Origin of the sequence: Vibrio sp. D417a (genome assembly GCF_030248595.1) — a bacterium.
Classification (GTDB): domain Bacteria; phylum Pseudomonadota; class Gammaproteobacteria; order Enterobacterales; family Vibrionaceae; genus Vibrio; species Vibrio alginolyticus.
Genome location: NZ_JAHGAM010000001.1, coordinates 87,293 through 113,788, shown reverse-complemented (window position 1 = coordinate 113,788; position 26,496 = coordinate 87,293). Strand labels below are relative to the sequence as shown.

The window sequence follows — 26,496 nt, the reverse complement described above, 5'->3', positions numbered from 1 at the left end:
CAGCGTGATACACGCTGGCTTTTGGAACTTTATCTTAAGCAGGAATTATTCTGCTTTTTCAGTTGTTTGGTATTCAAACGCAGGAACAACCACTTCAACACGACGGTTCATTTGACGACCTTGACGTGTCTCGTTGCTTGCCACTGGGTTAGCTTCACCCCTGCCTTTCACTGTCATACGCTCAGCCGCAATACCTTTTGCTTGGAACTCGTCAGCAACGGCTTTCGCACGTTTTTCTGTGAGTTGTTTGTTGTAAGCAGCAGAACCTGTCGTATCGCTGTAACCCGTGATCTCAACTTGAGCTTGTGGGTAAGTATTCATCAAATCAACGGTACCAGAAAGGTTCGACGTGTCTTTCACTTCTGCACTTTCTAAGTCGAATTGTACTGTCGCTGTTGTTTGAGCAGGGTAAACGTGATCTACAATGCGTGTTGCAGGACGTGCTTCTACCACCTCTTCAACGGCTTTTTCTTGAACGACTGGCTCAGAACCAAACTTGTAGTTGAAACCGATACCGAAGAAATCTGAATCCATGTCTTCAATTACATCATCAGACATATCTTGGTAGCGTTGGTATTCAGCACGTAGGCTCCAGTTGTAGTTGATTTGGTATTCAGCACCCAGAGAGCCAGTTGGTACGAAATCTTTCTCGTCACCAGCCATCATGTATGCAGCACCAACTTTCGCGAATAGATTCCAAGAATCCGTTAGTGGTAGGTTAAATTTAGGAGCAAGCGTCAATGCCCAAAGATCACCATCAACGGTGTTTAGGCCAGGCTTTTTGAAGTTTGCAGTGAAGTCACCAAGGTAATCAACACCATACTCTGCCGCAACGTACTTGTTGAAACTGTAGCCTAAGTGCATAGATGCTGCAAAACTGTCGTCGTCACAAGGTTCGTTCAGGTAACACGCATCGTTTAGAGAGTTGTAACCTACTTTACCGCCCATGTAAGTGTCAGCAAGTGCAACGTTTGAGATCACACCACCAGCAAGTACAGTAGCCACTGCTATAGCGATTTTTTTCATTATTCTTTTCCTTTTTCTTGTACACAAAGCAACACATCGCGGCAGCATACTGCCGTAAAATATGAAGCCGTAACTTTCTCTTTTCTTCGAATAGAAATAGCTAAATAGCGTAGGAAAGAATCAAAAATGATATTCAAACGCCAATGACGTAAAACGGAAAAAGGTAACCTCAAGACCATCTATTCATGAGCTTCATCCGCATACCCAACCGAAAAATAAAGTTCGTTGCGTTGGTTTAGCCATAGTCAATTCGTTGCGGAGAATATCACAAAGAAGCCAACTTTCTGTGACGCAAATCACCATAAAAAGCCACTTTCTCAAATTTAAGAATCATCATTTAAGCTTGTGAATGGCAACAAATTTTTACAGGGGAGCGTGGATCTGGAGAGCACAAAAAAACAGCTCATTTAAATGAGCTGTTTTCGAAATAATGAAAAAGCGTTAACTCGTCGAGCTAAATTTTATCCGCTACGGTTAACGTTGCAGCTAATACATCTTGCCCAAACAAAACACTACGCTCAGGAGACCAACCGTAAAGTGGATCTGGGTGATTGTTGTTATCTTTAAATGGCATTTCGATTGTGTAAGACAAGCATTTGAACTGCTCTGCAACCCAATTTGAACCGACCGTCAAATTCGCTTTACCAGGCTCATCTTTATCGTAACCAATCTCATCTTGGAACTCTGGCGTAATAGTCAGTAACGCTTGCTTAAATGATGTCTCTAAAGCGGCAAGATTTTCATCGTAAGAAGGAATACCTTCTGAGCCAGCGACGAAGTTATACGGAATCGCTTCATCGCCATGAATATCTAAAAACATGTCAACACCCGTTTCCAGCATGCGCTGACGCACAAGGTAGACTTCTGGGCTCTTTTCCATTGATGGCGTTTGCCATTCACGATTTAGGTTTACGCCTACTGCGTTGGTACGCAAGTGACCGCGAATACCACCGTCTGGGTTCATGTTTGGTACGACGTAAAGCACCGCTTTTTCAAGCAATGCACGCGCAACCGTGTCGTTTTCATCTAACAGACGTTGGATCATACCTTCCATGAACCATTCCGCCATTGTCTCACCTGGGTGCTGACGTGCAATCATCCAGATTTTCTTTTTACCTTCTTCTGGCTCACCGAAAGTAAGCAAGCTCATGTCGTTGCCGTCTAATGTGTGGCCTAGTGTTTCAAGTTGGCAATGGTGCGTGCTTTGTGCCATGTGTAACAAGTCTAAATGACGATCGTACGTGTATGGCGCAAAGTACGCGAAGTAAATTGAACTGCGCTCAGGGATTACAGTGAAAGTCAGCGTGTCGCCATCGAACTCTGCCGGTACTCGGAACCATTCTTCACGATCGTAAGACGCAACCACATCGTAACCTTGCCATCCTTCTGGATAAGCCGATTTAGCCAAATCAAGCAATTTGATGATGTGCGATTGCTCAGCTTCTGTCTCAAGACGGAAGTGGAACCACTGGTAGAATTCCGACATATTGTCGTTAGGAATTTTGAGTTGGATGTCGTTTTTGTCGTCCGCTTTCACTACGTGAATGCTGCCGCTATCGAAGTTGCTGAATACTTTCATTTTATGACTCACCTTTTAAATCTGAGCTTGAAAGACAGAGGCTAACACAAGGCTTCATCGCGCCCCAATGACTTTCACTGCAAACTGTCTCGTTTGTGGCTAAAGTCTTCAGTTTAGTCAAGCTTATCCGCTTTGCCTGCTGGTCCTGCAAGTTTTGCTAGCCACTTATCCCAGATAAACGGCGTTTTCTCGTTATCTTCTGCTTCCTCTTTTCGACGTACCGCGTTGCGCACTATCATAGCCCCGGTCCAGCGAAGCGGTTCTGGTGGGAAACACCCCAACGGTCCTTTGGCTAAACCACTGTTCGTCCACTCGTTATCGATTCCCAATATCAATGAAGATAGGATCTTTCCGCCCATGCGAGTCTGCGCTACACCATTGCCTGAATAACCAAATCCGTAAAAGATATTGCTCTGTTTATCTAGCTCGCCGAAAAAAGGGAAACCAGTAGCAGAACGATCAGAGCCCCCCGTCCATGAATAAGCAAACTCCTCGCCTCTCAAACGAGGAAACAACTTATCGAACGACTTACGCAGTAGACCTTGGTAGCGTGTTGGCTTGTTAAACATTACGTCAACTTGGTTATTGAAAGAAAACTGATTGCCGCCTTTCCCCAACATCAAACGGCCATCTGGCGTATCTCGGTAATAGTGCACAAAAATACGAGAATCCAACACACTAGAACCTACCTGCCAACCAGATTGAGGTAGTGCGTCACCAAGCGGCTTGGTGATCACCATGTCGGAAGAGACCACCACGATACTGTTTTTAAACTGTTTAAACTGCTCCACCATCCATGCGTTCAATGCCAACACCACCTGCTGCGCTTGAACATTTCCTTTAGGTGTACAGACAGTGGCAGGTTTTCCATAATCTAAACGCGTCATCGGCGTATTCTCATAGATTTCAACACCCAACTCCATTGCGACGCGTCTTAATCCTCTCGCCAATAAAGCAGGTTGAACGCTGGCTGCAACTGGAGAGTGAAAGCCTTCTATATTGCGCGGCGATCCCGCATTGGCACGCAGTTCCTCCACCGAGCAACGACGCCAACTGTTCACTTCTAATCGCTTTAACTCGTCCACAACTGGCTGCATTCCCCCAGTTTGAGCCGGATTGGTTGCAGTGTAATAAACCCCTTTTAACGATAATTGCGCATCGATGTTGTGCTGCTGACAAAAGTCGTCAATCTCTAGCACTGCTTGTTCCGACTCTTTTACTAACCAAGCAGCATGTTCTTCACCGAATAACCGTTTCAATGTCGGGAACTTGGTAGACCAAGTCAACATACAACCGCCATTTGCGCCCGATGCACCACTGCCACACAAGCCTTTTTCAATCACGACTACCTTTTTTTCCGGAGATTGCTGCTTAATCATAATCGCGGTCCAAAGTCCGGTGTATCCGCCACCAACAATCGCAACGTCAGTATTAATGTTCTGCTGTAACGGTTGTGGCGTTTCTGGTTGCTCAGCTTCAATTGCCTGCTTGAACCAATATGAATGATGTGTCATCGGGTATCCTCGTTAGTGCGTTACATCCATTTCCGCAAACACTTTACAAACGATGATGACAATCAACGAGCAAGAAAATCTAACGCTGAGCGATAGAAAATGTTGCACTGAGAGTGTGAAAATTTTCGCTTTCGACAAAAACAAAATGGGGAGCTCGTGGCTCCCCAAAACAAACAGCAAAAAATATTAGTGGTAAACAATTCAAGTCCGTCTTACTGGTTAGTATTTACCGGTATCACGCATGCGGTACTCGTATTGAACATTGAGAATAGGCTGGTAAACAACTTGCCCGTCACTTTGCAAGAACTCATTTACCATGACTTTTGAGTCAGTGATAGAAAACGATTGGCGATCAACATACGTTGTAAGGCTCGTAAACTCATCACGGAGTTGTCCAGATGATTTATTTTGGTAGCTTTGGATCATGTCTCGGCCCATTTCATAAGCCGCTTGTTTGCTATCCATTACGTCGCCATGGATAGTTTCGGTATCGTTTGTCCACTGATAACCACCAGCAAGAGCCATAGAAGGTGCAGCAATCAGAGCAATCGTACTTGCTAAAGTTGTTAAGCGTTTCATAAACCTCTCCTTACTTACCTTTACATCGGGCCAAAATTGGCTCGATACTTATAAGGTACGTATAAAGACCTAAAACACGTCAAAACAATTTCAAACAATGTTCAATTTTCGTTCAACTTATTTCACATTAACTTAGCAACTCAACGTCATATTCAGCCGACATTCGCATTTTCTTTCTTTTGAACAATGGGTTTCAACCTGACACTTCCTTACCAAACCATACAATACCTAAGGTCAATTTTCTCTTAGAATTCCAGCAAAAGAACAGTGTTCAAAATCTTACACAAACGTCGGACACAGCAAAAACCACCTCTTTTCAGTCGTGCTTTGCATTCCTCCTTTTTCGGGTTCTTCGCTGCTCGTCCGTCGGTTCTTAATTGTCGCTATTGAGCACAAGTTAATCTGGAGTGAAAATGACCGCGAACAAATCCATTTTTTACCATAGCAAAACCATTTACTCAGATGATTATGCTGATGTCTACAAGCCAATTTGGACCTACAGAGCTAAGTTCATCTTTCGTGCGCTTTATTACAAACGTGCGTTTAAGCACCTTTCAGACAATATTGAATCGTCATTGTTAGAGTTGCTTTGTACACGTACGCATCGATTTTTAGAGAAGCCGTTTCGTCCGTATATCATCAAAAACAACTCAGCGTTCGATCGTTCTAACTTGGTGGTTGATCACTACAAAACGATTTCAGAACTGTTTTCTAAACAAACAATCGAAGAAATCTACACAGACTCGAAAGGCCTAACATTAGCCTCTTTTGAAATTGACGAAATACTGTACTCGGTGAGATTAGTATACGAAGCACGTTATCAAAAAGAAGGCGATATGAGTCTAGTGCTGCACAGCGCTGAAGATGGCAACTTCTACACGCTCTCTTTTACGCTCGGTCACATCGAATCTGGACGCAGCATTATGATTGGCGGCTTACAAGGACCGCGAAGCAGTGAAGAAAACAACGCGAAAATTAAAAAGCTAACTCGTAAGCTTTACGGACAGAGACCAAAAAGCTTGATGGTGAGCTTGCTCACTTTGCTCGCACAAATTTGGGAAGTGAACACGATTCTAGCAGTGAAAACGCAGTCCCATACTTACGCAGCTAAGCGCTACAGCAAAGGGCGAATCAAAACAGATTACGATGCACTCTGGCAAGAATTAGGCGGCACCGAATACAATCGTCATTTTTACTCAATTGATGTAAATGCACCCCGTCGAGATATCGAAGGCATGTCGCGCTCTAAGCGTTCGATGTATCGTCGCCGTTATGAATGGCTAGACAACACCAAGATCACTTTCGAACAAATATTAAAAGGCGAGCAAGCTAAAAGCTAAGGAGAAGCGTTCATGCGTTATTCATTCATTACTGCTTTAGTGTTGTCGGCTTTTTCTTTGTCAGCCAATGCAGAAACCAGTGAGCACATCATAGGTACAAACATTGGCTATGGCGATGTGAACTACGATGCTCCGACAAGCAAAGAATCAGGCGACATGTTCTTAGGGGAAATATATTACCGCTACATGCCAACACATAACTTTGGTATCGAAGCAGGTTATAAAGGCGCGTTTGATGGTATCGGCTCGATACTCGTGAGCCCGATTTCAGAAGTCACCGATACGAGCTTCTCCGGACCTCGCTTGAGTGGCTATGCTAGCTATCCCCTGGGTTCAGGTTTCGAACTGTACGGCAAGGCAGGTGTCACTCTCTACACTCTCGAATACACTTATAAAGTGAACGGTCAGAGCAAGAACATCGAACACTCAAGTGTCGGAGGTGAAGCGGCTGGCGGTATCGGCTGGAGCTATAAACACTTTGGTTTGAATGCAGAATATGTGTACTCAAAAAACAGCGATTTTGACTCTAGCGGCGTGATGTTTGGTGCGCAACTGCGTTTTTAAACAAGGCTTACAAGTTAATACAAAAGGCAGCGAGAGGCTCATTCGCTGCCTTTTTTCGTGAATATAGGTCAATACGCAAGCGCGAGAATGATCCCCGCCACGATAGAAGTAACGCCAAGCCCTCGGGTGAGATACCATTTCTCAGACAGAAACCAAATCCCCATAAACAATCCAAACACAATGCTGATTTGCCTTAGTGCCACCACCAAACTCACGTTGTCTGTCATGGTCATCGCAAACAGCACCAAGCCGTAGGTGGATGCCATCATTACCCCTGCCATGCTGGCTGTTTTGCGGATCTGCCACGCAGTCTTAATCTCATCTGGCTTGCCTGTAACCAAGCACCACACAAGGGCAGGAATACCAATTGCCCAAAACTGCACGCCCAAATAGAAGATTGCACTGTACTGATCATTCAAGATCTCTGATGCTTGTCCTGTGAGTAAACTCAGCGCTTCTTTATCAATCACGGAGTAACCCGTTGTGCCTATTGCGGCAATTAATGCCCAGAACACACCGACATTCAAATAAGAGCTCAGCGTCATCTGACGAAAGTTCGTCAGTGGTACCAGCATACAACCAAGGGTTATCAGCAAGAATCCAAGCCACTGCTGACTGGATAATTCATGCCCTAATGCCACACTGATTGCGCCGACCATCATCACAGGCAACGCCCGAGCAATTGGATAAACCACCCCCACGTCTGCGTGCTTATAAGCGACAATCAAACCGACCAAATAAACCATTTGTGAAATGCCGCTAATGAACAGCAATCCCCAAAACTCACTCGGTAATGATGTCCAGCCAATGGTTGCCAAATACCAAATCAAATAAGGGGTAAGAATGAAACATGCAGAAAAGCTGGCCGCCATAGTAAACGCGAGTCCAGAGCCTGAGTTGCTTTTACCAAGGATATTCCAACCCGCATGGAGAACAGCAGAAAAAACGACGAGACCAATCGCCAACAAATCCATTTCAATGTTCCTGTCTGAATAAAATAAAGGCCCCGAGATGGAGCCTTAGATGATGAGAAAATCCACTTAACGATTGAGTTCCGCCAGAGATTCAATGCTGATGGCATCGTGTCGCCAATACTCGATATCGCAATCAATCAACTCACCGTGCTGGTTATAGTTGATGCGCTCCACCACCATCGCGGGAGTGCCAGCTGTCGCGCGCAGTGCCTGAGCCATTTCACCCAACAAAGTGCTCGTTGAAATGCGGTAGCGAATCTTTTGATACGTCACGCCATAATGATCGCGGTAAATGTCCGTCAGTGAATTCGATAAATCGTAGTCCAACAGGTTCGGAAACAGCTCTGGACGAATGTAGTTTGTTACGAATACCACAGGTCTGTCTTCAAGGTATCGTACACGGTCGACTCGATACACATCCGAGAAAGGTTGCAAGTCCAGCAAGCGCGCGGCTTGTTTGTTTGCCAACGTCCCTTTTGCTGCGACCAACTCCGTTTTTGGCACGCGATTTTGCGCTTTCGCCATGTTCGGGAAGTTTAGCGTTTGGGTAGGGTCGTAACGCAATGGCTCAGGTGAGATAAACCAACCTCGGCGATCTTCGCGATAGATTCGGCCTTCCGCTTCTAGCAATGATAAAGCTTCACGCAAAGTAACGCGTGTAGTATCGAACGACTCCGCCAACTTACGCTCTGCTGGCAGTTTTTGACGCGGCGATAGCATGCCCGCTTCAATCTGTTCAACAATCGAATCTTTAATTTTTACGTATTGCACGAAGTGTCCTTATCTTTTGCGCCAAGCTTGTGTGCGATTCTCTAACAATTTACCCAAAGTCATCTGAACAATCTTCGCAATTGCGGCAGCAATCATGATCATGACAGCCATTGCCGCTGCAGCGCCAGTTTGACCTGCATCGTCCATATTCAGAATCGAGACCGAAGCCGGAATCGTATCAGTTGAGTAAAGGAATACTACCGCAGAAGTGGTGGTCAATGCATTAACAAACAAGTAAGTCGCAATGTCCAAAATCGCAGGTAAACATACAGGTAATGTCACTTTAAAGAACAACTTGTATTGAGGAAGCTTCACCGATGCTGCTGTGGCTTCAATCTCCGATGGCAACTGCTTTAGCGCTGTCAGGGCGGTCATGTGACCCACTGTGTAGTAATGCACTACCGTGTTAATCACCAAGAACGCCATGGTGCCATAAAGCACATTCAGAGGATTATTCGCATCATTGAAGTAAAAGATGTAACCCAAGCCAAGCACCATACCCGGAACCGCCATTGGCACCACGCTAAGCATTTGCATCACCTGACGAATTGGACCAAACGCACGCCCTTTCTCAATGCAGTAAGCACCGACAAAGATAATGGCTGTACCAATAACCGCCGTCCAACCTGCAAGTGTTAGCGAGTTGAAGAATGGGCTCCAACCGTAGGTGCTCATTTCAGCAAAGTTGTAGTTGTTTAGCGTCAGCGCTTTGTTCCAAGGCCAGAACGTAACTAACGAGCCATACACCGCCATGCCAAGCACAGCCAGCACTGCGATAGAAATGATGCTGCAGTAAACCAAACAGATGCTGTCGCGCGCTTTATTAGGTTCTGGCTGATAAGGCACCGAGCGAGTGTCGAATAAGCTCTTTTGCTTTTTCTGTACCCAGCGGTCTGCGCCAAACGCCATTACCGCAGGGAATAACAACATAATGCTAGTCACCGCACCCATGGCAAAGTTTTGCTGTCCCACGACTTGCTTGAAGATGTCAGTCGCCAGAACGTTGTAGCTACCACCAATCACTTTCGGCACACCAAAGTCCGTGATAACTAGCGTAAAGACGACAATGAGCGTGCTGATCAAACCGTATTTCGCCGCAGGTAACGTCACCATAAAGAAAGTTTTGATGGGAGAGGTTTTAAGTGCACGAGCTGCTTCATACAAACGGGCATCTGAAGTACGCAGCGAAGTGGTCAAAATCATCAATGCATGAGGGAATGTCCAGAAAATCAAACCCATCGAGATACCAATCACGCCATAAATCGAGTTTCCTAACAGCATCTCTTTGGCAATACCTTGATTACCGAAAAGGAAGATCAAACTGATCGCCGGCAACAACGAAGGCGCAAGAATTGGCGCAGTACCTAGGATTTGAAACAAACCTTTAAACGGCATACATGAACGAGTCAGCGCGTAGGCATAACCAAACGCAAGCACACCCACTACCGAGGTCACAATCACGCCCAAAGTGAAGGTGTTTCCCACCGACACCCACAAGCTTGAAGAAGAAAAGTACGTCGCAAAGTTTGCCAATCCGACAAATTCGCCATTGGCATTTTGCACACTCTTGGTCAACATTGCCCAAAGCGGCATTAAGATGAACAGCACCATCATGGTCGACAATCCTGCGAGCAAACCGAACAACACAAGGTTATCGCGGCTGACACGTCCGAGTAAGGATTTTGCTTTGTCTTGTGTGGTCAGGCTATTCATCGTCATTGTCTTCGCATCCATGTTTACACCTACGCTGCTAGCGCTTTATCAACCGAGGGCACGGCGTAACCATGCAGCCCTTCTTCAGCAAACTGGATGTAACGTACATCGCCCGCCTTGATGTTGAGTTTTTGAACCGTTTCCACGGGCACATCCACGACGATGGTTTTCGTTGAGCTGTCGTTTTGCAATACGCAATCAATACGGAAAAACGCCCCCAAAAACTCGGTAGCCGTAACTCGTACTGGTAAAGAGTTGGTGTAGTTTTCAACGAACTTGATGCTTTCAGGACGCACCGCGAGGTCGAAGCGGTCACCACGTTGGATCTTACGATTAGTCAAGCTTGGCGCTGACATCAGGGTTTCTGCAATGCGTACTTGGGAGTCCGTTGCGACTGAGGTTTCAATAAAGTTCATGCTGCCGACAAACTCAGCAACAAAGCGCGTGGCTGGTTGTTGGTAGATCTCTTGAGGTGTGCCAACTTGCTCAATCACGCCATGGTTCATCACCACAATACGATCCGCCATCGACAGCGCTTCGTCCTGATCGTGTGTAACCATGATGGTGGTGATGCCTAGCTTGCGTTGCAGCTTACAAATCTCGTCACGTAAGTGAACACGCACTTTTGCATCCAGCGCTGACAGCGGCTCATCAAGCAGCAGTAGACCCGGAGATAGCGCCAATGCACGAGCCAAAGCAACACGCTGCTGCTGACCACCAGAAAGTTGGTTAGGGAATTTCTCGCTAGAGGTTGGAAGACCAATGGTTTCTAACCAGTAATCCACCTTCTCTAACGCTTCTTTGGTCGACATACCTTGGTTCTTCAAACCCACCGCAATGTTCTCTTGCACAGTTAGGTTCGGAAACAGCGCGTAAGACTGAAACACAATGCCGAAATCACGCTTTTCTGGTGGTAGAAATGTGGTCTCTTGACCGTTTTGAAAAATCGCACCTGACGTTGGCAAGTCTAAACCTGCAATGGCACGTAGCAGAGTGGTTTTACCGCAGCCAGAAGGACCAAGAAAACAAACGAACTCGCCCTTTTCAATCGCTAGCGAGATTTTCTTTAACGCAGTGAACTGTCCGAATTGCTTCACTACATTTTCGATATTTAGGTAATGTTGGTTAGTTGACATAACACATGCTCCAAATGGTATATACCAATTTTAGTTTTGGAGTGTTACGTTCCAATGACAAATTTATAGCCAGAAGATGACAAATAGATGAAGGGCGATGAGGTTTGTTCAAGTGGTAATTAGAGATTCCCGACTCACTCCTTCGTCGCTCTCGAGAATGACGTTGTGAGTGTAGATAGAAGCTCCTACTTTCTTAAGTCCGTCATTCCAGCGAACCTAGGTGAGACTAGGAATCTACTTTCAGCAAACTCTGAAATAACAGAGAAAACAAAAAACCCACCTCAACCGAGGTGGATTTCAACATTCAAATCAAAGCAAATTCAATTAAGACTTTGGCTCTGATTTCGCGTCGAACTTCTCAGACCATGCTGCTAGAATCTCTGCACGCTTGCTACCCATTTGCGCGAAGTCCATCTTCGCCATGTTCTCTTGAACGTTCGGGAAGTTAGATACGGTCGCTTTCACGTCTTTATGTGCAACCACTGGATACATTTCTACGTAAAGCTCGTTTGCCGTTTTAGAGATTGACCAGTCGACAACACGTTTCGCTGCATCCGACTCTTTTACTAGACCAACGGCTTCTGATTCCCAGCCGATACCTTTTGGTGTGATAACCGCTAGTGGTGCACCTTGTGTTTTCAGCTTCGCGCCGCGGCTCGCCATCGAAATACCGATAGCCACTTCACCCATACCCGCTTGAACACATGGTTTAGAGCCAGAGTGCGTGTAGTGTGCAATGTTCTTATCTAGGTCACGCATGTAGTTCCATGCCTGATCTTCACCCATGTTTTGTAGCCAAGCAGAAACCTGCATGTAGCCAGTGCCTGAAGACGCTGGGTTCGGCATTGCAATGTGACCTTTGTAAACCGGCTTCGTTAAGTCTTCCCAAGACGTTGGTTTAGGCAGGTTAAGTTGTTTCGCTACCGCTTCGTTGAAACAAACTGCGTTAAAGAACGCATCGTTACCAAACCAAGCTTGATTTGATTGAGGGTCGTTTAGGTTCGCATGCAGCTCTTCCAAACCTTTTGGTGTGTAAGGCTTAAGAAGACCTTCATCTTTAAGCAGTGCCATTGACGAGCCAGCCAGACCCCAAACCACTTCCGCTTGAGGGTTGTTCTTTTCTGCCAGCAATTTCGCCGTCATGATACCGGTTGAATCGCGAACCCACTTAATCTTGATATCTGGGTTATCTTTCTCAAACGCAGACTTGTATTTCGCAAGAATGTCAGTTTCGAAAGCGGTGTAAACCGTGACTTCCTGTGCTGCCATTGCATTCGTAGCTAGCAGAGAGACAAGTGCAGCCAGCGATCCTTTCATCAAACGGTTTTTCATCATTTTCTCCAGTTAATTTGGCTAAGTTTTAATTTGGTCTGTACCAGTTGACGATATACACCCTACTGAGCCTTTGTGACGAAATCATGACCATTAAATGGCAGTTTTACGAAAATTTGCGCTGAATAATTGTTCAATTGATCCGCCATTTTCTGGATATTAAAGTTTTATGAAATTAGATATTCGCCTATTTACTGCCCTTTTCTTCCTCGCTAGAGTGAGTTTGAAATTTGGTGTAGACCAATTAGACTATTCTGATGGAAATCGAGATGAAAAACGAATACCTACTACTGACTCCAGGTCCTCTATCTACTTCTGAAACAGTACGTGAAGCAATGCTTAAAGACTGGTGTACTTGGGATGATGAATACAACAAAGACATTGTAGAAGTGATCCGCACTAAGCTTGTAAAACTAGCGACGGAGCAAGACGGCTACACCAGCGTACTAATGCAAGGTAGCGGCACCGCATCAGTAGAAGCAACGATTGGCAGCGCCATTGGCAAAGATGGGAAGTTGTTGGTTGTCGACAACGGCGCTTACGGTGCGCGTATCGCTCAGATCGCTGATTACCTAAATATTCCATGCCATGTAGTTTCCCCAGGCGAAACATCACAGCCGCACTTGAACGAGGTGGAAACTGCATTGGCATCGGATCCTACAATCACACACGTGGCGATTGTTCATTGCGAGACAACCACTGGCATGCTTAACCCAATTGAGGCATTTGCTTCTGCGGCAAAAGCACACGGTAAAGTGGTGATTCTCGATGCCATGTCGAGCTTTGGTGGCATTCCTATTGATATTGCAGAATTAGGCATCGATTTTATGATCAGCTCTGCAAACAAATGTATTCAAGGCGTGCCGGGCTTTGGCTTTGTGATTGCGAAACAAACTGAGCTAGAAAAGTGCCAAGGTCAGGCACGTTCTTTGAGCTTTGATCTGTACGACCAGTGGCAGTGCATGGAAGTGAACCACGGCAAATGGCGTTTCACGTCTCCAACGCACACGGTTCGCGCTTTCTACCAAGCCTTGTTAGAACTGGAACAAGAAGGCGGTATTGAGGCTCGTCATCACCGTTACCAAACTAACCAGAAAACACTGGTTGCAGGTATGCGTTCTCTGGGTTTCGAGCCGCTACTGAGTGATGACCTTCACTCGCCAATCATCACTTCTTTCTACTCTCCAACGCACAGTGATTACCAATTCAAAGCGTTCTACACACGTTTGAAAGAGCAAGGCTTCGTGATTTATCCGGGTAAGGTGTCGAACGCAGATTGCTTCCGTATCGGCAACATTGGCGAAGTTTACCCAGCAGATATCGAGCGCTTAATCGGTGCGATTGAAAAAGCCATGTACTGGCAAATTGCGTAAAGCAGCCTTCTGATTGAGAGAGCATTATGACTCAGAATATCAAACCCACCCATTTCCGCAGCGAAGGCGATGTCAACACGACGCCAGCGCGCCAAGCTTGGAATGCATCGATGGACGATGAACGCACGCAAGCATTACTCAAGCGTGATTCGGAGGTCTTTCTTCATCAAGCCATGTCAACGCCTTGCTTAGATACCTTGGAAGCAGCAGAAGGCATCTACATCCAAGATGCCACCGGCAAAAAGTACATGGACTTCCATGGCAATAACGTCCACCAGTTGGGCTATGGTCATCCGCATGTGATTAAACGTGTGCAAGAGCAAATTGCCAAACTGCCGTTTTCACCACGTCGTTTTACCAACGAAACTGCGATTGAATGTGCCGAAAAACTCACCCAAATCTGTGGCGGCGAATTGAACCGCGTGTTGTTTGCTCCGGGTGGCACATCTGCGGTTGGCATGGCACTTAAACTAGCGCGCCACATCACGGGCAACTACAAGGTGGTGTCTCTGTGGGATTCCTTCCACGGCGCATCGTTGGATGCCATCTCAGTAGGTGGTGAAGCGTGTTTCCGCCAAGGCATGGGACCATTAATGGCAGGTGTTGAGCGCATTCCACCAGCCGTATCTTACCGAGGCGCTTTCCCGGTCGCGGACGGCAGCGACGTGCATTACGCCGACTACCTTGAATACGTGATTGAGAAAGAAGGCGGCGTGGGCGCGTTTATCGCTGAAGCGGTTCGTAATACCGACGTACAAGTGCCGAGCAAAGCCTACTGGAAACGCATTCGAGAAATCTGTGACAAACACAATGTCATGCTGATCATCGACGACATCCCTAACGGCATGGGTCGCAGCGGTGAATGGTTTACCTACCAAGCCTACGACATCGAGCCAGATATTCTGTGCATCGGTAAAGGTTTGGGCGGAGGCTTAGTGCCTATCGCTGCCATGGTAACCAAAGACAAATACAACACCGCCGAGCAAATCTCCATGGGTCATTACACTCATGAGAAAAGCCCTATCGGTTGTGCTGCAGCACTGGCAACCATGGAAGCCATTGAGCAAGACGGCTTGCTAGATAAAGCCAAAGCCGACAGCCAGTTCATGCGTGAAAAGCTGCTAGAGATGAAAGCCAAGTACCCTGTAATTGGCGATGTTCGTGGCATCGGCATGTTGTGGGGCATCGAACTGGTCACCGACCACGAAAGCAAAGCACGCGCGTATGACGAAGCGGAAGCTGTGCTCTACCAATGCCTCAACAACGGCGTGAGCTTCAAGGTATCGCAAGGTAACGTGATTCAACTCAGCCCACCGCTGATTATCACTCGCGAACAGCTGACTGAAGCGTTGGCGATCTTCGAAGAAGCCATCGCCAAAGTGTGTAAAGACTTTAACTACGTTTAGGGTCAATAGACCTCAACAAAAACTAATTTATCCAGAGCGCGGTTCCAACGTGTAGGCAAGCGCTCTAGCAAGCAAGAAAAAGGATTGAACATGAGCAACTCACCAATTCAAGCAGTGATCTTTGACTGGGCTGGCACTATCGTCGATTTCGGCTCTTTTGCGCCAACTAGCATCTTTGTGGAAGCATTCAAACAAGGCTTTGATTTTGAAATCGACCTTGAAGAAGCGCGCGAACCAATGGGACTTGGTAAGTGGGATCACATCCAAGCTGTAGGTCGTATTCCTGCCGTTGATAAGCGTTGGAATGAGAAGTTCGGTCGCTCAATGACCAGCGAAGACATCGACGCTATCTACGCAGCATTCATGCCTCTGCAAAAAGCAAAAGTGGCTGACCACGCAGAGCCAATCCTTAATGCGATTGAAGTTGTAAACGGTCTGAAAGACAAAGGCATCAAGATCGGTTCTTGTTCTGGTTACCCCCGCGAAGTGATGGACGTACTGATTCCTGTTGCAGCGGATTACGGCTACAAACCGGATTACGTGGTAGCAACGGATGACCTGCCGCAAGGTGGTCGCCCAGCACCATTTATGGCACTGAAAAACGTGATTGAGCTGAATGTAACGGACGTTAATGCGTGTATCAAAGTGGATGACGCCGCACCGGGCATCGATGAAGGTCACAACGCCGGTATGTGGACCGTTGGTTTGCTGCTTTCTGGTAACGAAGCAGGTCTAACGTTTGAAGAATACCAAGCTGCGGACGAAGCAACGCTTAATGCTGCTCGTGAAAAAGCGCGTGCAAAATTGCTCAAGAGCTCGCCGCACTACCTCATCGACACCATTGCTGACTTCCCAGAAGTGGTTGCGGATATCGAACGTCGCCTAGCAGCAGGTGAGCGTCCTTAGTCTTCATCTTCCACAAATAAATGAAACAAACGCCCCTCACGTGAGGGGCGTTTTTCTTTTTGGCGCTATCTTAAGGAGGTTTGGCTTATTGAAGCGTACTTCCGTTAGATAGCAGCTTTCTTGTCGGCTCTTGCTCGGTGTATTCGACCGCATCGTGATCCGCGAGCTTATCGACTTTCGCCTGTTCACCCACCACAACCAATACGTGTTGTTTCACCAGAGCGTCGACCACTTCAATGTTGTGCTGACGAAGAAGCGCTCTCACTTCGCTCTCTTTTCCTTCATGATACTTAATAAAGTAACGTTCAGGTTGCTGCTCGGCTTGATCTTGGCGTTCATCCACGAGAGGAAATCCTTGATTGTTTGCCAAGCTGCTTGAGCTCAGTCCGATTGCCAATAGTGCGGTAGCGCCTACCGCAGACAAAGAAAGTAAGGTCAACTTCTTCATAGTCACTCCTTATTGAAAGGTCAGAGTCCAACTGTTGATGGTGCCTGTGTCTCTTCTGGCACTGTCTACCGCTTTTAGTTCCCATGTACCTTGCGATTCAAAACCAGAAAAATCCGCTTGGAACGTGTTTTTTATATCGTTAGCGCTGCCGCCAGTATTATTGTGAAGTACAACTTCTCCACCAGTCGGTGACGTTAAAGTCACTCGTAGATCACCGATGTAAGTGTGGCTAATATCAACGTCAATACTTACTGTGCCTGAATCACCAGAGCGATCGACTTCTACTGCACTGATTGCGCCAGAAGATTTATTATCTGGAATCGCAACAGGGCTGGTATTTGAGAAGCTAGAATCCGAAGAGCTACCACCATCAGGTCCATTACAGCCAGCGTCCAAGAACAGCTTCGCCGCTTCAGCATTAACTAGGCCGTGGCCAGTACGGTTGTCTCGACCAGCAACATCAATATCTGTTGCAGTTTTCACTAGGGCATTACGCACTTGCGCTGCTGTACAGGTTGGGTGGTAACTCCACACCAAGCCAGCTACGCCCGTTACGTGCGGTGTCGCCATTGATGTACCATTGTAGTATTCGTAATCTTCACCAGAGGTTGTTGCAACAGTAATTTCCTGACCAACATACCCCAACAGCTCTTGACCAAATGCACGATCAACCGTTACCGAAACCATACGATAAGCGTTGTTTGTGTCTACCAAGAATGGGTTTTGTAAACCAGGTAGTTCAGAGTTGCTGTATACGATTGCAGCTCGCGCACCCGCATTGTAACAAGCCTGAACCGCATCCACTTCAGGGTAGTTTCCTGAAGACTGGTTGCCAATACGCTCAGTCAAACAAATTTTGCCCGACATATCACCACAGTTAAAGTTACCGCCAGATACATCACAGCTATCTAGCGTTGCCGTTACTGAACCCGCGATTGGATCCGGAACATACGAAGAACCGTTATTGATCAAACGATTGTGAGGAACAATCCCACGATCAAACTGACTGACACCATTCAAGGTAATATCAGAAAGTTTACCTTCACCTACCGTAACCGTTGATAAGATCGCCACACCCGGGCCTGAGATCTCAACTTGATTAGTAGATTGTGAGAACGCTGCATGATCATTTTGATTATCAACAGCCGCAACAGACATCACTGAGTCATAAGAAGCTGGATAGCTGTGCGCTGTATTGCCATCATTACCCGCAGCGGCGATCAATAGAACGCCTTGATCGTAAATATTTTGCAGTGCATTTTGCTCAGTTCGGCTTGATTGACTACCACCAAGGCTCATGTTCACAACGTTAGCACCATTATCGGCACAGGTCTGGATTGCTTTAACAAGCCCAGATGAGTAACCCCAACCCGATTCGTTAAATACTTTCACGATGTGCAAATTCACATTCTGGTTTGGCATCACACCCTTTACACCTTCGGTGTTGGCAATCGCAGCAATCGTACCCGCGACGTGAGTACCGTGGGCATTGTTGTTACCCGGATCACTCCATGATCCCGTACCACTATCGTTAGTACCAGCAACGCGGTTACCGCTTAGGTCGTTGTGCGAAATGTCGTACCCTGAATCGATAATACATACAGTGCGATTACCCGCATTGAAGTCAGCTAGCAGTTGAGCATTAACCGCTTCATATCCCCATGGGGTCGTTTCGCTGAGCAAATAGCGAGGTGGATCGACTTCCACGTATTCCACATCACTACGATTGCGAAGCGGCTCTAAGTCATCGCCATCCAATTCAACGCTGTAAATGGCGCGATTGCCCAGTTTTTCCACCTTACGTGCCTTCACCTGTTCTAGAACAGACTCCTGCGCGATTCGTGGCCCCCAGAATGAGTTACCACCCATTGAAGAACGGCTGACTGCATCTTCTTTGAATTTGACGATGTACTTCGTCGGTAACTTAGATTCATCAAATCCCATTGGTGGAGCCGCAAACGCTGACATCGAAGTGGTCAGTGCTATTGCTACGGCAGACAACGAAAATAAGCCTTGTTTTTTACTTGTTGTGTAGTGCATTTGCCCTATTCCTTATTTGAGCTAATTTTTATTCACTATATTCTCATGAAAAGTCATCATCATGATGTTTACATGAGAGCTTCAGCTATAGTTTACAGAGCAAAAATGCCAAACAATTTGTTTCATGAATATACAAATTTGTACAAAAGATCATTCAATAAACACTTTAAGTTAACATTAAAAATCATCGACAAAACCTTATAAAGCAATTACTTAATTAACAAAAAGTGAATGTTAAATTAATGTTAGTGAGTAATTATTCTAAATATCACCCATTTAATCGATTGCTATGCTGAATGGATTTTTTGACCGTGGTGCCAAAACTGAAATATTGAATATTTAGTTGTTGACTGTCTTGAGCATTTACTCAGAATTAGAAGGTTTAGTGAGAAAAATTCTCATCTAAATACTGTTATAGCCGAGCGTATTCACGCATTCGGAACAATAACCATTACAAGAAGAGTGAATGATGAAAAAAACAATCACACTATTAACTGCATTACTTCCGCTTGCCTCCGCCATTGCAGAGGAGCCAACTTTATCACCGGCAATGGTTTCTGCGGCTGAAGTGGTTAGCGCGCAAGAAAATCAAACTTATACGTACGTTCGATGCTGGTATCGTACGAGCCACTCTAAGGACGATGCGGCTACCGATTGGAAATGGGCAAAAAACCAAGATGGTAGTGACTTCACTATCGATGGTTATTGGTGGAGCTCTGTTTCATTTAAAAACATGTTCTACACCAATACCTCACAAAACGTAATTCGCCAGCGTTGTGAGGAAACACTAGATCTAGCGAACGAGAACGCAGACATTACCTTTTTTGCTGCCGACAATCGTTATTCTTATAACCACACGATCTGGAGCAATGATGCTGCAATGCAACCAGATCAAATCAACAAGGTAGTGGCTTTAGGCGATAGCTTGTCTGATACAGGCAACATCTTTAACGCGTCCCAATGGCGCTTCCCTAACCCGAATAGCTGGTTCTTGGGTCACTTCTCAAACGGTTTTGTTTGGACGGAATACGTTGCTAAAGCCAAAAACTTACCGCTATACAACTGGGCAGTTGGTGGCGCAGCAGGTGAAAACCAATACATCGCGCTAACTGGTGTCGGCGAACAAGTTTCTTCTTACTTAACCTACACAAAGCTGGCGAAGAACTACAACCCTGCTAACACATTGTTTGCGTTAGAGTTTGGTTTAAATGATTTCATGAACTACAACCGTAGCGTGCCGGAAGTAAAAGCGGATTACGCTGAAGCTCTGATTCGTTTAACAGACGCTGGCGCGAAGAACTTCATGTTGATGACACTGCCAGATGCAACCAAAGCACCACAGTTCAAATACTCAACACAGGAAGAAATTGAAACGATTCGTGCGAAAGTATTGAAGATGAACGAGTTCATCAAAGCACAAGCGATGTACTACAAAGCCCAAGGCTACAACATCGCATTGTTTGATACACACGCACTGTTTGAGAAGTTAACCTCGGCACCAGAAGAACACGGCTTCGTAAATGCAAGCGACCCTTGCTTAGACATCAACCGTTCATCCTCTGTTGACTACATGTACACTCACTCATTACGTTCTGAATGTGCAGCATCTGGCGCAGATAAGTTCGTGTTCTGGGATGTGACTCACCCAACCACAGCAACGCATCGTTATGTGGCTGAAAAAATGTTAGAAAGCAGCAATAACTTAGAAGAGTTTCGCTTTTAATAAGCCGTTGTTGTTCATTGCAAGTTAATCTGCATAAAAATGACCACGATGCTTCGTGGTCATTTTTTATCGATATCGACCCCCGATAACGGGTTTATTTGAGCTCGCTTACTTCAAGCCGTTGATTTAGAGACGTTGACTTTGAGCAGTCTCATTCAGCGTTCTGTTTTGGTACGTTACCGCGGAAGCTGTTCACCATAATAGAGATCAACGTCTTTAAGGTTTCATCATCACTACGGTATGAGTAGGCTCGTATACCCGTAAACTGAACCTGGAACAACTGAGCAAGAAGCAATGTATCCTGGGCTTCAATTTCGCCATTCTCGATTGCTCGCTCAAACAGCTTTGCAAGAAAAGATTCAAATTGGTTTGCTAAGCTGTTTGTTTGATTGCGCAGCGCATTAAAATCCTCAGCAAATTCACTTGCTGATTTGACTAACATGCACACTTCACTGGGATTGGAGTCTCGCTGATTGATAACCACATCAATCGCGAAAGCTTCTATTGCATCTAGAACCGTTGTGTTCTGAGCTAAATGCAACTCAAACAGGGCTTGTAAGTTCGCAACGTACATTTTTAGCGCTTCACAATATAGCCCCTCTTTTGACCCAAACGTCGCATAGATACTTCCAGGACGCAGATTAACGCTATCTTGCAAATCACGTGTAGATGTTGCATGAAAACCTTTCTTCCAGAATAGATCCGAGGCGGCTTTCACCACTTCATCACGTTGGAATTTCTTTGTATTCGCCATGAGCAATTATCAATTTTGAACATATGCTCAATTTTATATTGAGCGACCGCTCAAAATCAACTATCCTGTTCTTGCCTAATTCGCTCATATCCAATTACAGGAGATTTAAACATGGCAGAATTTAAACTGTATACCGCAGAAAACGCACCCGAAGGATCAAAGCATCTGATTGAAAATTCAGTCAAAGCGTTTGGCATGCTACCAAATCTTCATGCTGTTATGGCTGAAGCGCCAACCTTGCTTGAGGGTTATCAAGTTGTGCATGAGCTCTTTCAACAAACATCATTTAACGCAGAAGAATTGACCGTCGTATGGCAAACCATCAACGTTGAACATGGTTGTCACTACTGCGTTCCTGCTCATAGTGCGATCGCGGCGTCAATGAAAGTGGATCAGGAGATTGTTGATGCTCTCGTCAACCAAACACCATTGGCAGACGAAAAACTTGAAACACTACGAGAAACAACGCTTCAAATGGTGCGTCAACGTGGTGTAGTGGAAGAGTCTCAGATAGAGAAATTCTTTGCGGCAGGTTACGGACAGCAGCAACTGCTTGAAATTGTTCTTGGTCTAGCGCAAAAAGTGATGAGTAACTACACCAATCACCTAGCTGACACCCCGGTTGATGCACCTTTCAAGAAGTTTGCCAAGTAACTTAAGCTTTTAGTACTGGTCCCATTCATGGGACCAGTAATACCTTCAAAAAAGGCTTTGTTGCATGGCGCTTCGCTAGTGTGCGCTGACCCCTAATTACAACGGCGCAACGTCGGTTCCTCCTAAAGACTGGTAAAGCGTAACCTGAGTGAGAAACTGGTTGTAGCGGTTCTCCAACAAAGAAGCTTGCGCGTTTCTGGTGTCTTCTTGGGCATTCAAATAGTCCATGATCGATGTCGAGCCATACTGATACCGCGCAGCATATATGGACTCAGCGGCACTTGCGGCATCATATTGTTCTTGTAAACGCGCCGCCTGATACTTCAATTTCTCGCGTGCCGACAAGGCATTTTCGACATCTTGGAATGCGGCGTACAACACTTGGCGATAGCTCACAATGGCCGATTGATAGTCTAAATCGGCAATGGCTTGGCTGTTTTTCATCTCATTCCACTGCAAAAACGGTAGCGTCATATCCGCACCTAAACTGCCGATCGGGTTGGAAAGCAGGTTTTTGAGCGCTTGTGACGATCCACCCAGAGCCCCAGTAAGCGTCAGCTTGGGCAAATAGTCCAAATCTGCTGCGTCTTTATTTGCTAGCGCGGCTTTGACTTCATAAATCGCTGCTTTAATGTCGGGTCTGCGGATCAATAAATCAGACGGAGCACCAACACTCAACGATGGCATATCGCCTTCAGGCAGCATTTGGATGTTTGCACTGATGCTCTTCGGCGGTTGATTGAACAAAATCGCAAAGGCGTTGTTTGCCTCAAGTAAACTCTGTTCAAACTCACTTTGCTGCGCTTGTAAGCTTGCCAACGTACGTTTGGCTTCAAGCACATCTAACTGATCCACAGCGCCAAGTTGGTACTGTTTTTCAATCAATTGTAGCGTTTGAGCTACGTCTTCCACATTACGCTGACTGAGGTTTAAGCGCTGTTTTAGATAGCCGATTTGCCAATATAACGATGCCGTCGTTGCCACCAAACTTTGTGCGGTCGCCTCGCGATCTTGTTGACTTGCCATCGCCGTCCACTTGGCTTGGTCAACGTCTGCCGAGATTTTTCCCCACAAATCCAACTCGTAATTGACGGATAAGTTAGTGCTGTAGCTATCTGCCGATTCCCCGCTATCAAGAGATTTTTGAACTTGTCCTGATGTGGAAGAACTCAACGTAGGGAAAAGGTCATCTTGCGCTAAACCCAGCTGTAAACGCGCTTTCTTTAGCGTTAGCATTGCCAGCGTCAAATCGTTGTTTTGAGCCAACACCTGAGTAATGTATTGATTAAGCGTTGGGTCGTTAAACGCCAACCACCAAGGATCCATACTGACATCACCCGCAACATGCATCTGTTGCCAATTTGCAGGCACTTGCACCTCAGGAGCTTGATAGTCGCTACGCATAAGCGAACCACAACCTGACAACCACACTGCGCTTAAGGCAGCCGCGACCAATCGAGTTTTGAATTTCATTGTGTTACTCATTTTTAGTCTCTCGCTAGCGCTTCTATCGGATCGAGTTTGGCGGCATTGCGAGCGGGTAAAAAGCCGAAGGCGATGCCAATCAACGTTGAGCAAATAAACGCCCAGATGATCGAGTTCATCGAGTAAATCATTTGGAAGCCGCTACCAGATGTACTGAATGCAAAACCAATCAAAAACGCCAAGCCAATACCAGCAATGCCACCACACAAACACACTAATACCGCTTCAATCAAAAACTGACGCAAAATATCCGCTTGCCGCGCACCCACAGCCATTCGCACACCGATCTCTTTCGTGCGCTCTGTCACCGACACCAACATGATGTTCATTACGCCAATTCCGCCGACAATTAGGGAGATCACCGCAATCGCTGAGATCAGTAACGTCATGGTGGCGGTGGTTTTCTCGATGCTCTGACGAATGGTGTCAGTGTTAATCGTGAAGAAATCTTCTGTACCGTGACGCATTTTTAACAAGTTGATGATGCTCTGTTCTACCGCTGCGCTTGGGGCGTTCTCATCAATCCGTACAGTAATGCCGTTGAGGTAGCGTTGTCCCATCATTCGTCCCGACATGGTGGTGTATGGCACCCAAATTTTCAGCGCGTCGCTGTTGCCAAACGCGTCTTCTTTTTTCTGCGTGACACCCACAATACGCACTGGCAATGAACCTAGAAAAATCACTTCACCAATCGGATTTCTATCCGCAAACATTTCCTTTCTAGTGTTGTCATCAATCACTGCTTCTTGCGCGAGTGAGTTCACGCTCTCTTCATCCCAAAACTGACCTTTGGCGATCTCATAACCGCGCACACGGAAATAATCTTCCCCAACCCCTTCCACAGACGCGGTTGCATCCTGATTGGCGTAACGCACGGTTAAACTGTTGGATAAAGACGGCGTGACACTGTCGACAAAAGGTAGACTCTCCAACGATTTAGCATCGTCGGCGGTTAGCGTTTTCACTCTTCCGGAGCGGCGGTCACCAAACCCTTTGCCCGGCCTGACATCAATGGTGTTTGTTCCCATGGATGAAATATTCGACAAAATTTGCTGTTGTGAGCCATTACCTAGAGCCACCACGGAAACCACCGAGGCTATACCAATAATGATGCCGAGCATGGTCAAAAACGTGCGCATTCTGTGGCTAGACATCGCCAGCAACGCCATTTTTAGCGCGTCAATAAAACTGTCCCATTTCCACCACTTACTGGCGGCTTGCGCTGGGCGGTGAAAAGACGCGCTCGGTATCTTTGCTGCTTGCTCATTAATTACAACTTGTGCATTTGGCGTATCTGCAATGATTTCACCATCTTTGATTTCAATGATGCGATCCGCAAAGTTCGCCACGTTCATATCATGAGTCACTAAGATGATCGTATGCCCAAGTTGATGCAACTCTTTAAGCAGTGCCATCATCTCTTGCCCACTGTGACTGTCTAATGCGCCAGTGGGCTCATCAGCGAGAATCACCTCACCACCGTTCATCAGTGCACGAGCAACACTCACGCGCTGTTGCTGGCCACCACTCAGTTGGCTGGGCTTGTGGGTCAAACGATCTTCCAGCCCCAAGCGAGCCAATAGTGACCGCGCTCGCTCCGTTCTTTGACGATGAGGCACTCCCGCGTAAACCGCAGGTACTTCCACGTTTGCCACCGCGGTTAAATCCCCCAGCAGATGGTAACGCTGGAATATAAAGCCAAAATACTCGCGGCGCAGTTCCGCCAGTTGATCAGATTCCAACGTCGAGACATCTTGCCCATTAATGAAGTATCGACCGCTGGACGGTTTATCCAAGCAGCCGAGCACATTCATCAGCGTCGATTTACCTGAGCCTGATGCCCCCACGATCGCGACCATTTCACCGCGTTTTATCTCTAAATTAATGTGGTTCAACACGGTAAGCGACTCGTCGCCAGAGACAAAACGCCGAGTTAAATCCTCAACTTTTAAAAGCACGTCACTCATCTTAGAACCTCATTGGAGATCGACGACGATCACCTCGGCTTGATGATTCTCCGTCCATAGCATTGCCAAGAACAACTTGGTCGCCCTCCTTCAAACCTGAGAGAATTTCTGCGTTCACTTTGTTGTTGATACCCACTGTCACGGGCCTTTGCACCACTTGGCCCTGTTCAAGCACTGGCACGGTATAGTTGCCTTTGCCGCCAGATTTTTGCAGCACTTGTGAAGGGACAATCAAGGTATTTTCCGATTGCTCAAGGACAATCGAAACTTGCGCAGTCATGCCAATACGCAAAATACCTTGCGGGTTCTTCACATCAAATACAGCGTTGTAGTAAATGGCGTCGCTATCTGAAATGCTCAAATCGCTGTCATCGCCATCCATGATTGTTGGCCCCGGCTCAATGGCGCGCAATGTGCCTTTAAACTGCTGATTCGGTTTGCCTAAAATGGTGAACAGCGCCGTTTGGCCGGGGTGAACAAAAATCACATCGGCTTCCGAAATTTCGGCTTTCACTGTCATCGTATCTAACTTAGCTAACTCGATAATAGTTGGCGTGGTTTGATTGGCGTTTACGGTTTGTCCTTCTTCCACCGCGGTGTAGACCACCGTGCCATCCATCGGTGCGTTGATGGTGGTGTAACCGAGATCTAACTGCGCATTGTCGACGTTGATTTTGGCTTTCTCGATTTCGGCATCCAGTTGCGCTAACTCGGCTTTGTAGATGGCGAGCGTCGCTTCGGCATTCTCGTAATCAGCTCGTGAGCTCGCTTTCGCTGCCAACATGCCTTTTTGGCGCACGTATTCATAGTTTGCTTGTTTAATCTGCGCTTGCTTAGCCTGGTACTGAGCGTTGAGACTATTAAGAGACGCTTGGGCTTCTTTGAGGCTGTTTTGCTGAGTCAGGCTGTCAATCTGTGCAATCAAGTCCCCCTGTTTTATCTCATCCCCTAAGTTCACAGCGAGGCGTTGAATTTGCCCAGATACTTGCGCACCTACATTCACCAATTTGGACGCTTGCAACATGCCGTTAGCTAATACCGCCTTTTCGATATTGCCTTTGCGAACGACTTCTGTCGCGTAAGGAGAAATGGGTTCTGGACGTTGCAGATAATGATAACCACCAGCACCAATAGCAAGTAGGCCACACAAAACGAGCCATTTTTTATTGAGTTTCATAGCAGGAGTGAAGTAAATAATCGTTTTGATTTTAT

Annotated in this window: 22 protein-coding genes; 7 read left to right on the top strand and 15 right to left on the bottom strand. The window is 46.4% G+C overall.

Annotated elements, in window-relative coordinates:
- Positions 1-45: 45 nt before the first annotated feature.
- The 4 genes from KI742_RS00525 to KI742_RS00510 form a co-directional block, all read right to left on the bottom strand.
- Positions 46-1,026 carry an outer membrane beta-barrel protein gene (locus KI742_RS00525; RefSeq protein WP_285384980.1) on the bottom strand — a complete coding sequence of 327 codons (981 nt, stop codon included), beginning with the start codon at positions 1,024-1,026 and terminating at the stop codon, positions 46-48.
- Positions 1,027-1,480: 454 nt separating this feature from the next.
- The gene (locus KI742_RS00520) at positions 1,481-2,605 is read right to left on the bottom strand and encodes a M14-type cytosolic carboxypeptidase (protein WP_239932334.1); all 1,125 of its coding nucleotides are present in this window, start codon (positions 2,603-2,605) and stop codon (positions 1,481-1,483) included.
- Positions 2,606-2,718: 113 nt separating this feature from the next.
- Complete coding sequence (locus KI742_RS00515; RefSeq protein ID WP_239932335.1) at positions 2,719-4,119, bottom strand: FAD-dependent oxidoreductase; 1,401 nt, start codon at positions 4,117-4,119, stop codon at positions 2,719-2,721.
- A gap of 219 nt (positions 4,120-4,338) precedes the next feature.
- Positions 4,339-4,698 carry a DUF3316 domain-containing protein gene (locus KI742_RS00510; RefSeq protein WP_017819758.1) on the bottom strand — a complete coding sequence of 120 codons (360 nt, stop codon included), beginning with the start codon at positions 4,696-4,698 and terminating at the stop codon, positions 4,339-4,341.
- 413 nt (positions 4,699-5,111) lie between these two features.
- Between KI742_RS00510 and KI742_RS00505 the strand changes: the two genes are divergently transcribed.
- Both KI742_RS00505 and KI742_RS00500 read left to right on the top strand, forming a co-directional pair.
- On the top strand, positions 5,112-6,038 hold the full coding sequence (locus tag KI742_RS00505) for a VirK/YbjX family protein (protein WP_213866867.1): 927 nt from the start codon (positions 5,112-5,114) through the stop codon (positions 6,036-6,038).
- Between the two features lie 12 nt (positions 6,039-6,050).
- Positions 6,051-6,602, top strand: coding sequence for an outer membrane beta-barrel protein (locus KI742_RS00500; protein ID WP_005374044.1), 552 nt, complete (start codon positions 6,051-6,053; stop codon positions 6,600-6,602).
- A gap of 68 nt (positions 6,603-6,670) precedes the next feature.
- Here KI742_RS00500 and KI742_RS00495 read toward each other — a convergent pair whose 3' ends face one another.
- From KI742_RS00495 to KI742_RS00475, 5 genes are all read right to left on the bottom strand, one after another.
- A complete protein-coding gene (locus KI742_RS00495) occupies positions 6,671-7,576 on the bottom strand; it encodes an EamA family transporter (protein WP_213911837.1) in 906 nt (301 codons plus the stop codon).
- Between the two features lie 66 nt (positions 7,577-7,642).
- Positions 7,643-8,347: a phosphonate utilization transcriptional regulator PhnR gene (gene phnR, locus KI742_RS00490; protein ID WP_005442366.1), complete on the bottom strand. Its 705-nt coding sequence runs from the start codon at positions 8,345-8,347 to the stop codon at positions 7,643-7,645.
- Positions 8,348-8,356: 9 nt separating this feature from the next.
- Positions 8,357-10,081, bottom strand: coding sequence for a putative 2-aminoethylphosphonate ABC transporter permease subunit (locus KI742_RS00485; protein WP_005445406.1), 1,725 nt, complete (start codon positions 10,079-10,081; stop codon positions 8,357-8,359).
- A gap of 8 nt (positions 10,082-10,089) precedes the next feature.
- Positions 10,090-11,196 (bottom strand): putative 2-aminoethylphosphonate ABC transporter ATP-binding protein, encoded by a 1,107-nt coding sequence (locus KI742_RS00480; RefSeq protein WP_213886213.1) that lies wholly within the window; start codon positions 11,194-11,196, stop codon positions 10,090-10,092.
- Positions 11,197-11,520: 324 nt separating this feature from the next.
- A complete protein-coding gene (locus KI742_RS00475) occupies positions 11,521-12,531 on the bottom strand; it encodes a putative 2-aminoethylphosphonate ABC transporter substrate-binding protein (protein ID WP_115386467.1) in 1,011 nt (336 codons plus the stop codon).
- 266 nt (positions 12,532-12,797) lie between these two features.
- Here KI742_RS00475 and phnW point away from each other — a divergent pair, with 266 nt between their 5' ends.
- From phnW to phnX, 3 genes are all read left to right on the top strand, one after another.
- Positions 12,798-13,901 carry a 2-aminoethylphosphonate--pyruvate transaminase gene (gene phnW / locus KI742_RS00470; protein WP_285384983.1) on the top strand — a complete coding sequence of 368 codons (1,104 nt, stop codon included), beginning with the start codon at positions 12,798-12,800 and terminating at the stop codon, positions 13,899-13,901.
- Positions 13,902-13,927: 26 nt separating this feature from the next.
- Complete coding sequence (locus KI742_RS00465; protein WP_285384984.1) at positions 13,928-15,307, top strand: aspartate aminotransferase family protein; 1,380 nt, start codon at positions 13,928-13,930, stop codon at positions 15,305-15,307.
- 90 nt (positions 15,308-15,397) lie between these two features.
- Positions 15,398-16,213 carry a phosphonoacetaldehyde hydrolase gene (phnX, locus tag KI742_RS00460; protein WP_029798315.1) on the top strand — a complete coding sequence of 272 codons (816 nt, stop codon included), beginning with the start codon at positions 15,398-15,400 and terminating at the stop codon, positions 16,211-16,213.
- 85 nt (positions 16,214-16,298) lie between these two features.
- On the opposite strand, the gene KI742_RS00455 is transcribed toward phnX, so the two are convergent.
- The gene (locus tag KI742_RS00455; RefSeq protein WP_285384986.1) at positions 16,299-16,661 is read right to left on the bottom strand and encodes an ATPase; all 363 of its coding nucleotides are present in this window, start codon (positions 16,659-16,661) and stop codon (positions 16,299-16,301) included.
- A gap of 9 nt (positions 16,662-16,670) precedes the next feature.
- Positions 16,671-18,701, bottom strand: a complete 2,031-nt coding sequence (locus KI742_RS00450; RefSeq protein WP_025768035.1) for a S8 family serine peptidase — start codon at positions 18,699-18,701, stop codon at positions 16,671-16,673.
- A gap of 466 nt (positions 18,702-19,167) precedes the next feature.
- On the opposite strand from KI742_RS00450, the gene KI742_RS00445 reads away from it, so the two are divergent.
- Positions 19,168-20,424, top strand: a complete 1,257-nt coding sequence (locus KI742_RS00445) for an SGNH/GDSL hydrolase family protein (RefSeq protein WP_213867543.1) — start codon at positions 19,168-19,170, stop codon at positions 20,422-20,424.
- A gap of 151 nt (positions 20,425-20,575) precedes the next feature.
- Here the strand turns inward: KI742_RS00445 and KI742_RS00440 are convergent, their stop codons facing one another.
- The gene (locus tag KI742_RS00440) at positions 20,576-21,178 is read right to left on the bottom strand and encodes a TetR/AcrR family transcriptional regulator (RefSeq protein WP_005384344.1); all 603 of its coding nucleotides are present in this window, start codon (positions 21,176-21,178) and stop codon (positions 20,576-20,578) included.
- 111 nt (positions 21,179-21,289) lie between these two features.
- Here KI742_RS00440 and KI742_RS00435 point away from each other — a divergent pair, with 111 nt between their 5' ends.
- Complete coding sequence (locus KI742_RS00435; RefSeq protein ID WP_005374097.1) at positions 21,290-21,832, top strand: carboxymuconolactone decarboxylase family protein; 543 nt, start codon at positions 21,290-21,292, stop codon at positions 21,830-21,832.
- Positions 21,833-21,928: 96 nt separating this feature from the next.
- Here the strand turns inward: KI742_RS00435 and KI742_RS00430 are convergent, their stop codons facing one another.
- The 3 genes from KI742_RS00430 to KI742_RS00420 are packed head-to-tail and all read right to left on the bottom strand — an operon-like array spanning position 21,929 to position 26,461.
- Positions 21,929-23,305 (bottom strand): efflux transporter outer membrane subunit, encoded by a 1,377-nt coding sequence (locus KI742_RS00430; protein ID WP_285384988.1) that lies wholly within the window; start codon positions 23,303-23,305, stop codon positions 21,929-21,931.
- 14 nt (positions 23,306-23,319) lie between these two features.
- Positions 23,320-25,284 carry a MacB family efflux pump subunit gene (locus tag KI742_RS00425; RefSeq protein WP_285384989.1) on the bottom strand — a complete coding sequence of 655 codons (1,965 nt, stop codon included), beginning with the start codon at positions 25,282-25,284 and terminating at the stop codon, positions 23,320-23,322.
- A gap of 1 nt (position 25,285) precedes the next feature.
- Complete coding sequence (locus KI742_RS00420) at positions 25,286-26,461, bottom strand: efflux RND transporter periplasmic adaptor subunit (protein ID WP_285384990.1); 1,176 nt, start codon at positions 26,459-26,461, stop codon at positions 25,286-25,288.
- Between the last annotated feature and the right edge of the window lie 35 nt (positions 26,462-26,496).

Bases quoted from the DNA above. Each gene is read 5' to 3' on its own strand.
- KI742_RS00525 (WP_285384980.1), bottom strand. From the start codon at position 1,026: ATGAAAAAAATCGCTATAGCAGTGGCTACTGTACTTGCTGGTGGTGTG.
- KI742_RS00520 (WP_239932334.1), bottom strand. From the start codon at position 2,605: ATGAAAGTATTCAGCAACTTCGATAGCGGCAGCATTCACGTAGTGAAA.
- KI742_RS00515 (WP_239932335.1), bottom strand. From the start codon at position 4,119: ATGACACATCATTCATATTGGTTCAAGCAGGCAATTGAAGCTGAGCAA.
- KI742_RS00510 (WP_017819758.1), bottom strand. From the start codon at position 4,698: ATGAAACGCTTAACAACTTTAGCAAGTACGATTGCTCTGATTGCTGCA.
- KI742_RS00505 (WP_213866867.1), top strand. From the start codon at position 5,112: ATGACCGCGAACAAATCCATTTTTTACCATAGCAAAACCATTTACTCA.
- KI742_RS00500 (WP_005374044.1), top strand. From the start codon at position 6,051: ATGCGTTATTCATTCATTACTGCTTTAGTGTTGTCGGCTTTTTCTTTG.
- KI742_RS00495 (WP_213911837.1), bottom strand. From the start codon at position 7,576: ATGGATTTGTTGGCGATTGGTCTCGTCGTTTTTTCTGCTGTTCTCCAT.
- KI742_RS00485 (WP_005445406.1), bottom strand. From the start codon at position 10,081: ATGGATGCGAAGACAATGACGATGAATAGCCTGACCACACAAGACAAA.
- KI742_RS00480 (WP_213886213.1), bottom strand. From the start codon at position 11,196: ATGTCAACTAACCAACATTACCTAAATATCGAAAATGTAGTGAAGCAA.
- KI742_RS00475 (WP_115386467.1), bottom strand. From the start codon at position 12,531: ATGATGAAAAACCGTTTGATGAAAGGATCGCTGGCTGCACTTGTCTCT.
- phnW (WP_285384983.1), top strand. From the start codon at position 12,798: ATGAAAAACGAATACCTACTACTGACTCCAGGTCCTCTATCTACTTCT.
- KI742_RS00465 (WP_285384984.1), top strand. From the start codon at position 13,928: ATGACTCAGAATATCAAACCCACCCATTTCCGCAGCGAAGGCGATGTC.
- phnX (WP_029798315.1), top strand. From the start codon at position 15,398: ATGAGCAACTCACCAATTCAAGCAGTGATCTTTGACTGGGCTGGCACT.
- KI742_RS00455 (WP_285384986.1), bottom strand. From the start codon at position 16,661: ATGAAGAAGTTGACCTTACTTTCTTTGTCTGCGGTAGGCGCTACCGCA.
- KI742_RS00450 (WP_025768035.1), bottom strand. From the start codon at position 18,701: ATGCACTACACAACAAGTAAAAAACAAGGCTTATTTTCGTTGTCTGCC.
- KI742_RS00445 (WP_213867543.1), top strand. From the start codon at position 19,168: ATGATGAAAAAAACAATCACACTATTAACTGCATTACTTCCGCTTGCC.
- KI742_RS00440 (WP_005384344.1), bottom strand. From the start codon at position 21,178: ATGGCGAATACAAAGAAATTCCAACGTGATGAAGTGGTGAAAGCCGCC.
- KI742_RS00435 (WP_005374097.1), top strand. From the start codon at position 21,290: ATGGCAGAATTTAAACTGTATACCGCAGAAAACGCACCCGAAGGATCA.
- KI742_RS00430 (WP_285384988.1), bottom strand. From the start codon at position 23,305: ATGAAATTCAAAACTCGATTGGTCGCGGCTGCCTTAAGCGCAGTGTGG.
- KI742_RS00425 (WP_285384989.1), bottom strand. From the start codon at position 25,284: ATGAGTGACGTGCTTTTAAAAGTTGAGGATTTAACTCGGCGTTTTGTC.
- KI742_RS00420 (WP_285384990.1), bottom strand. From the start codon at position 26,461: ATGAAACTCAATAAAAAATGGCTCGTTTTGTGTGGCCTACTTGCTATT.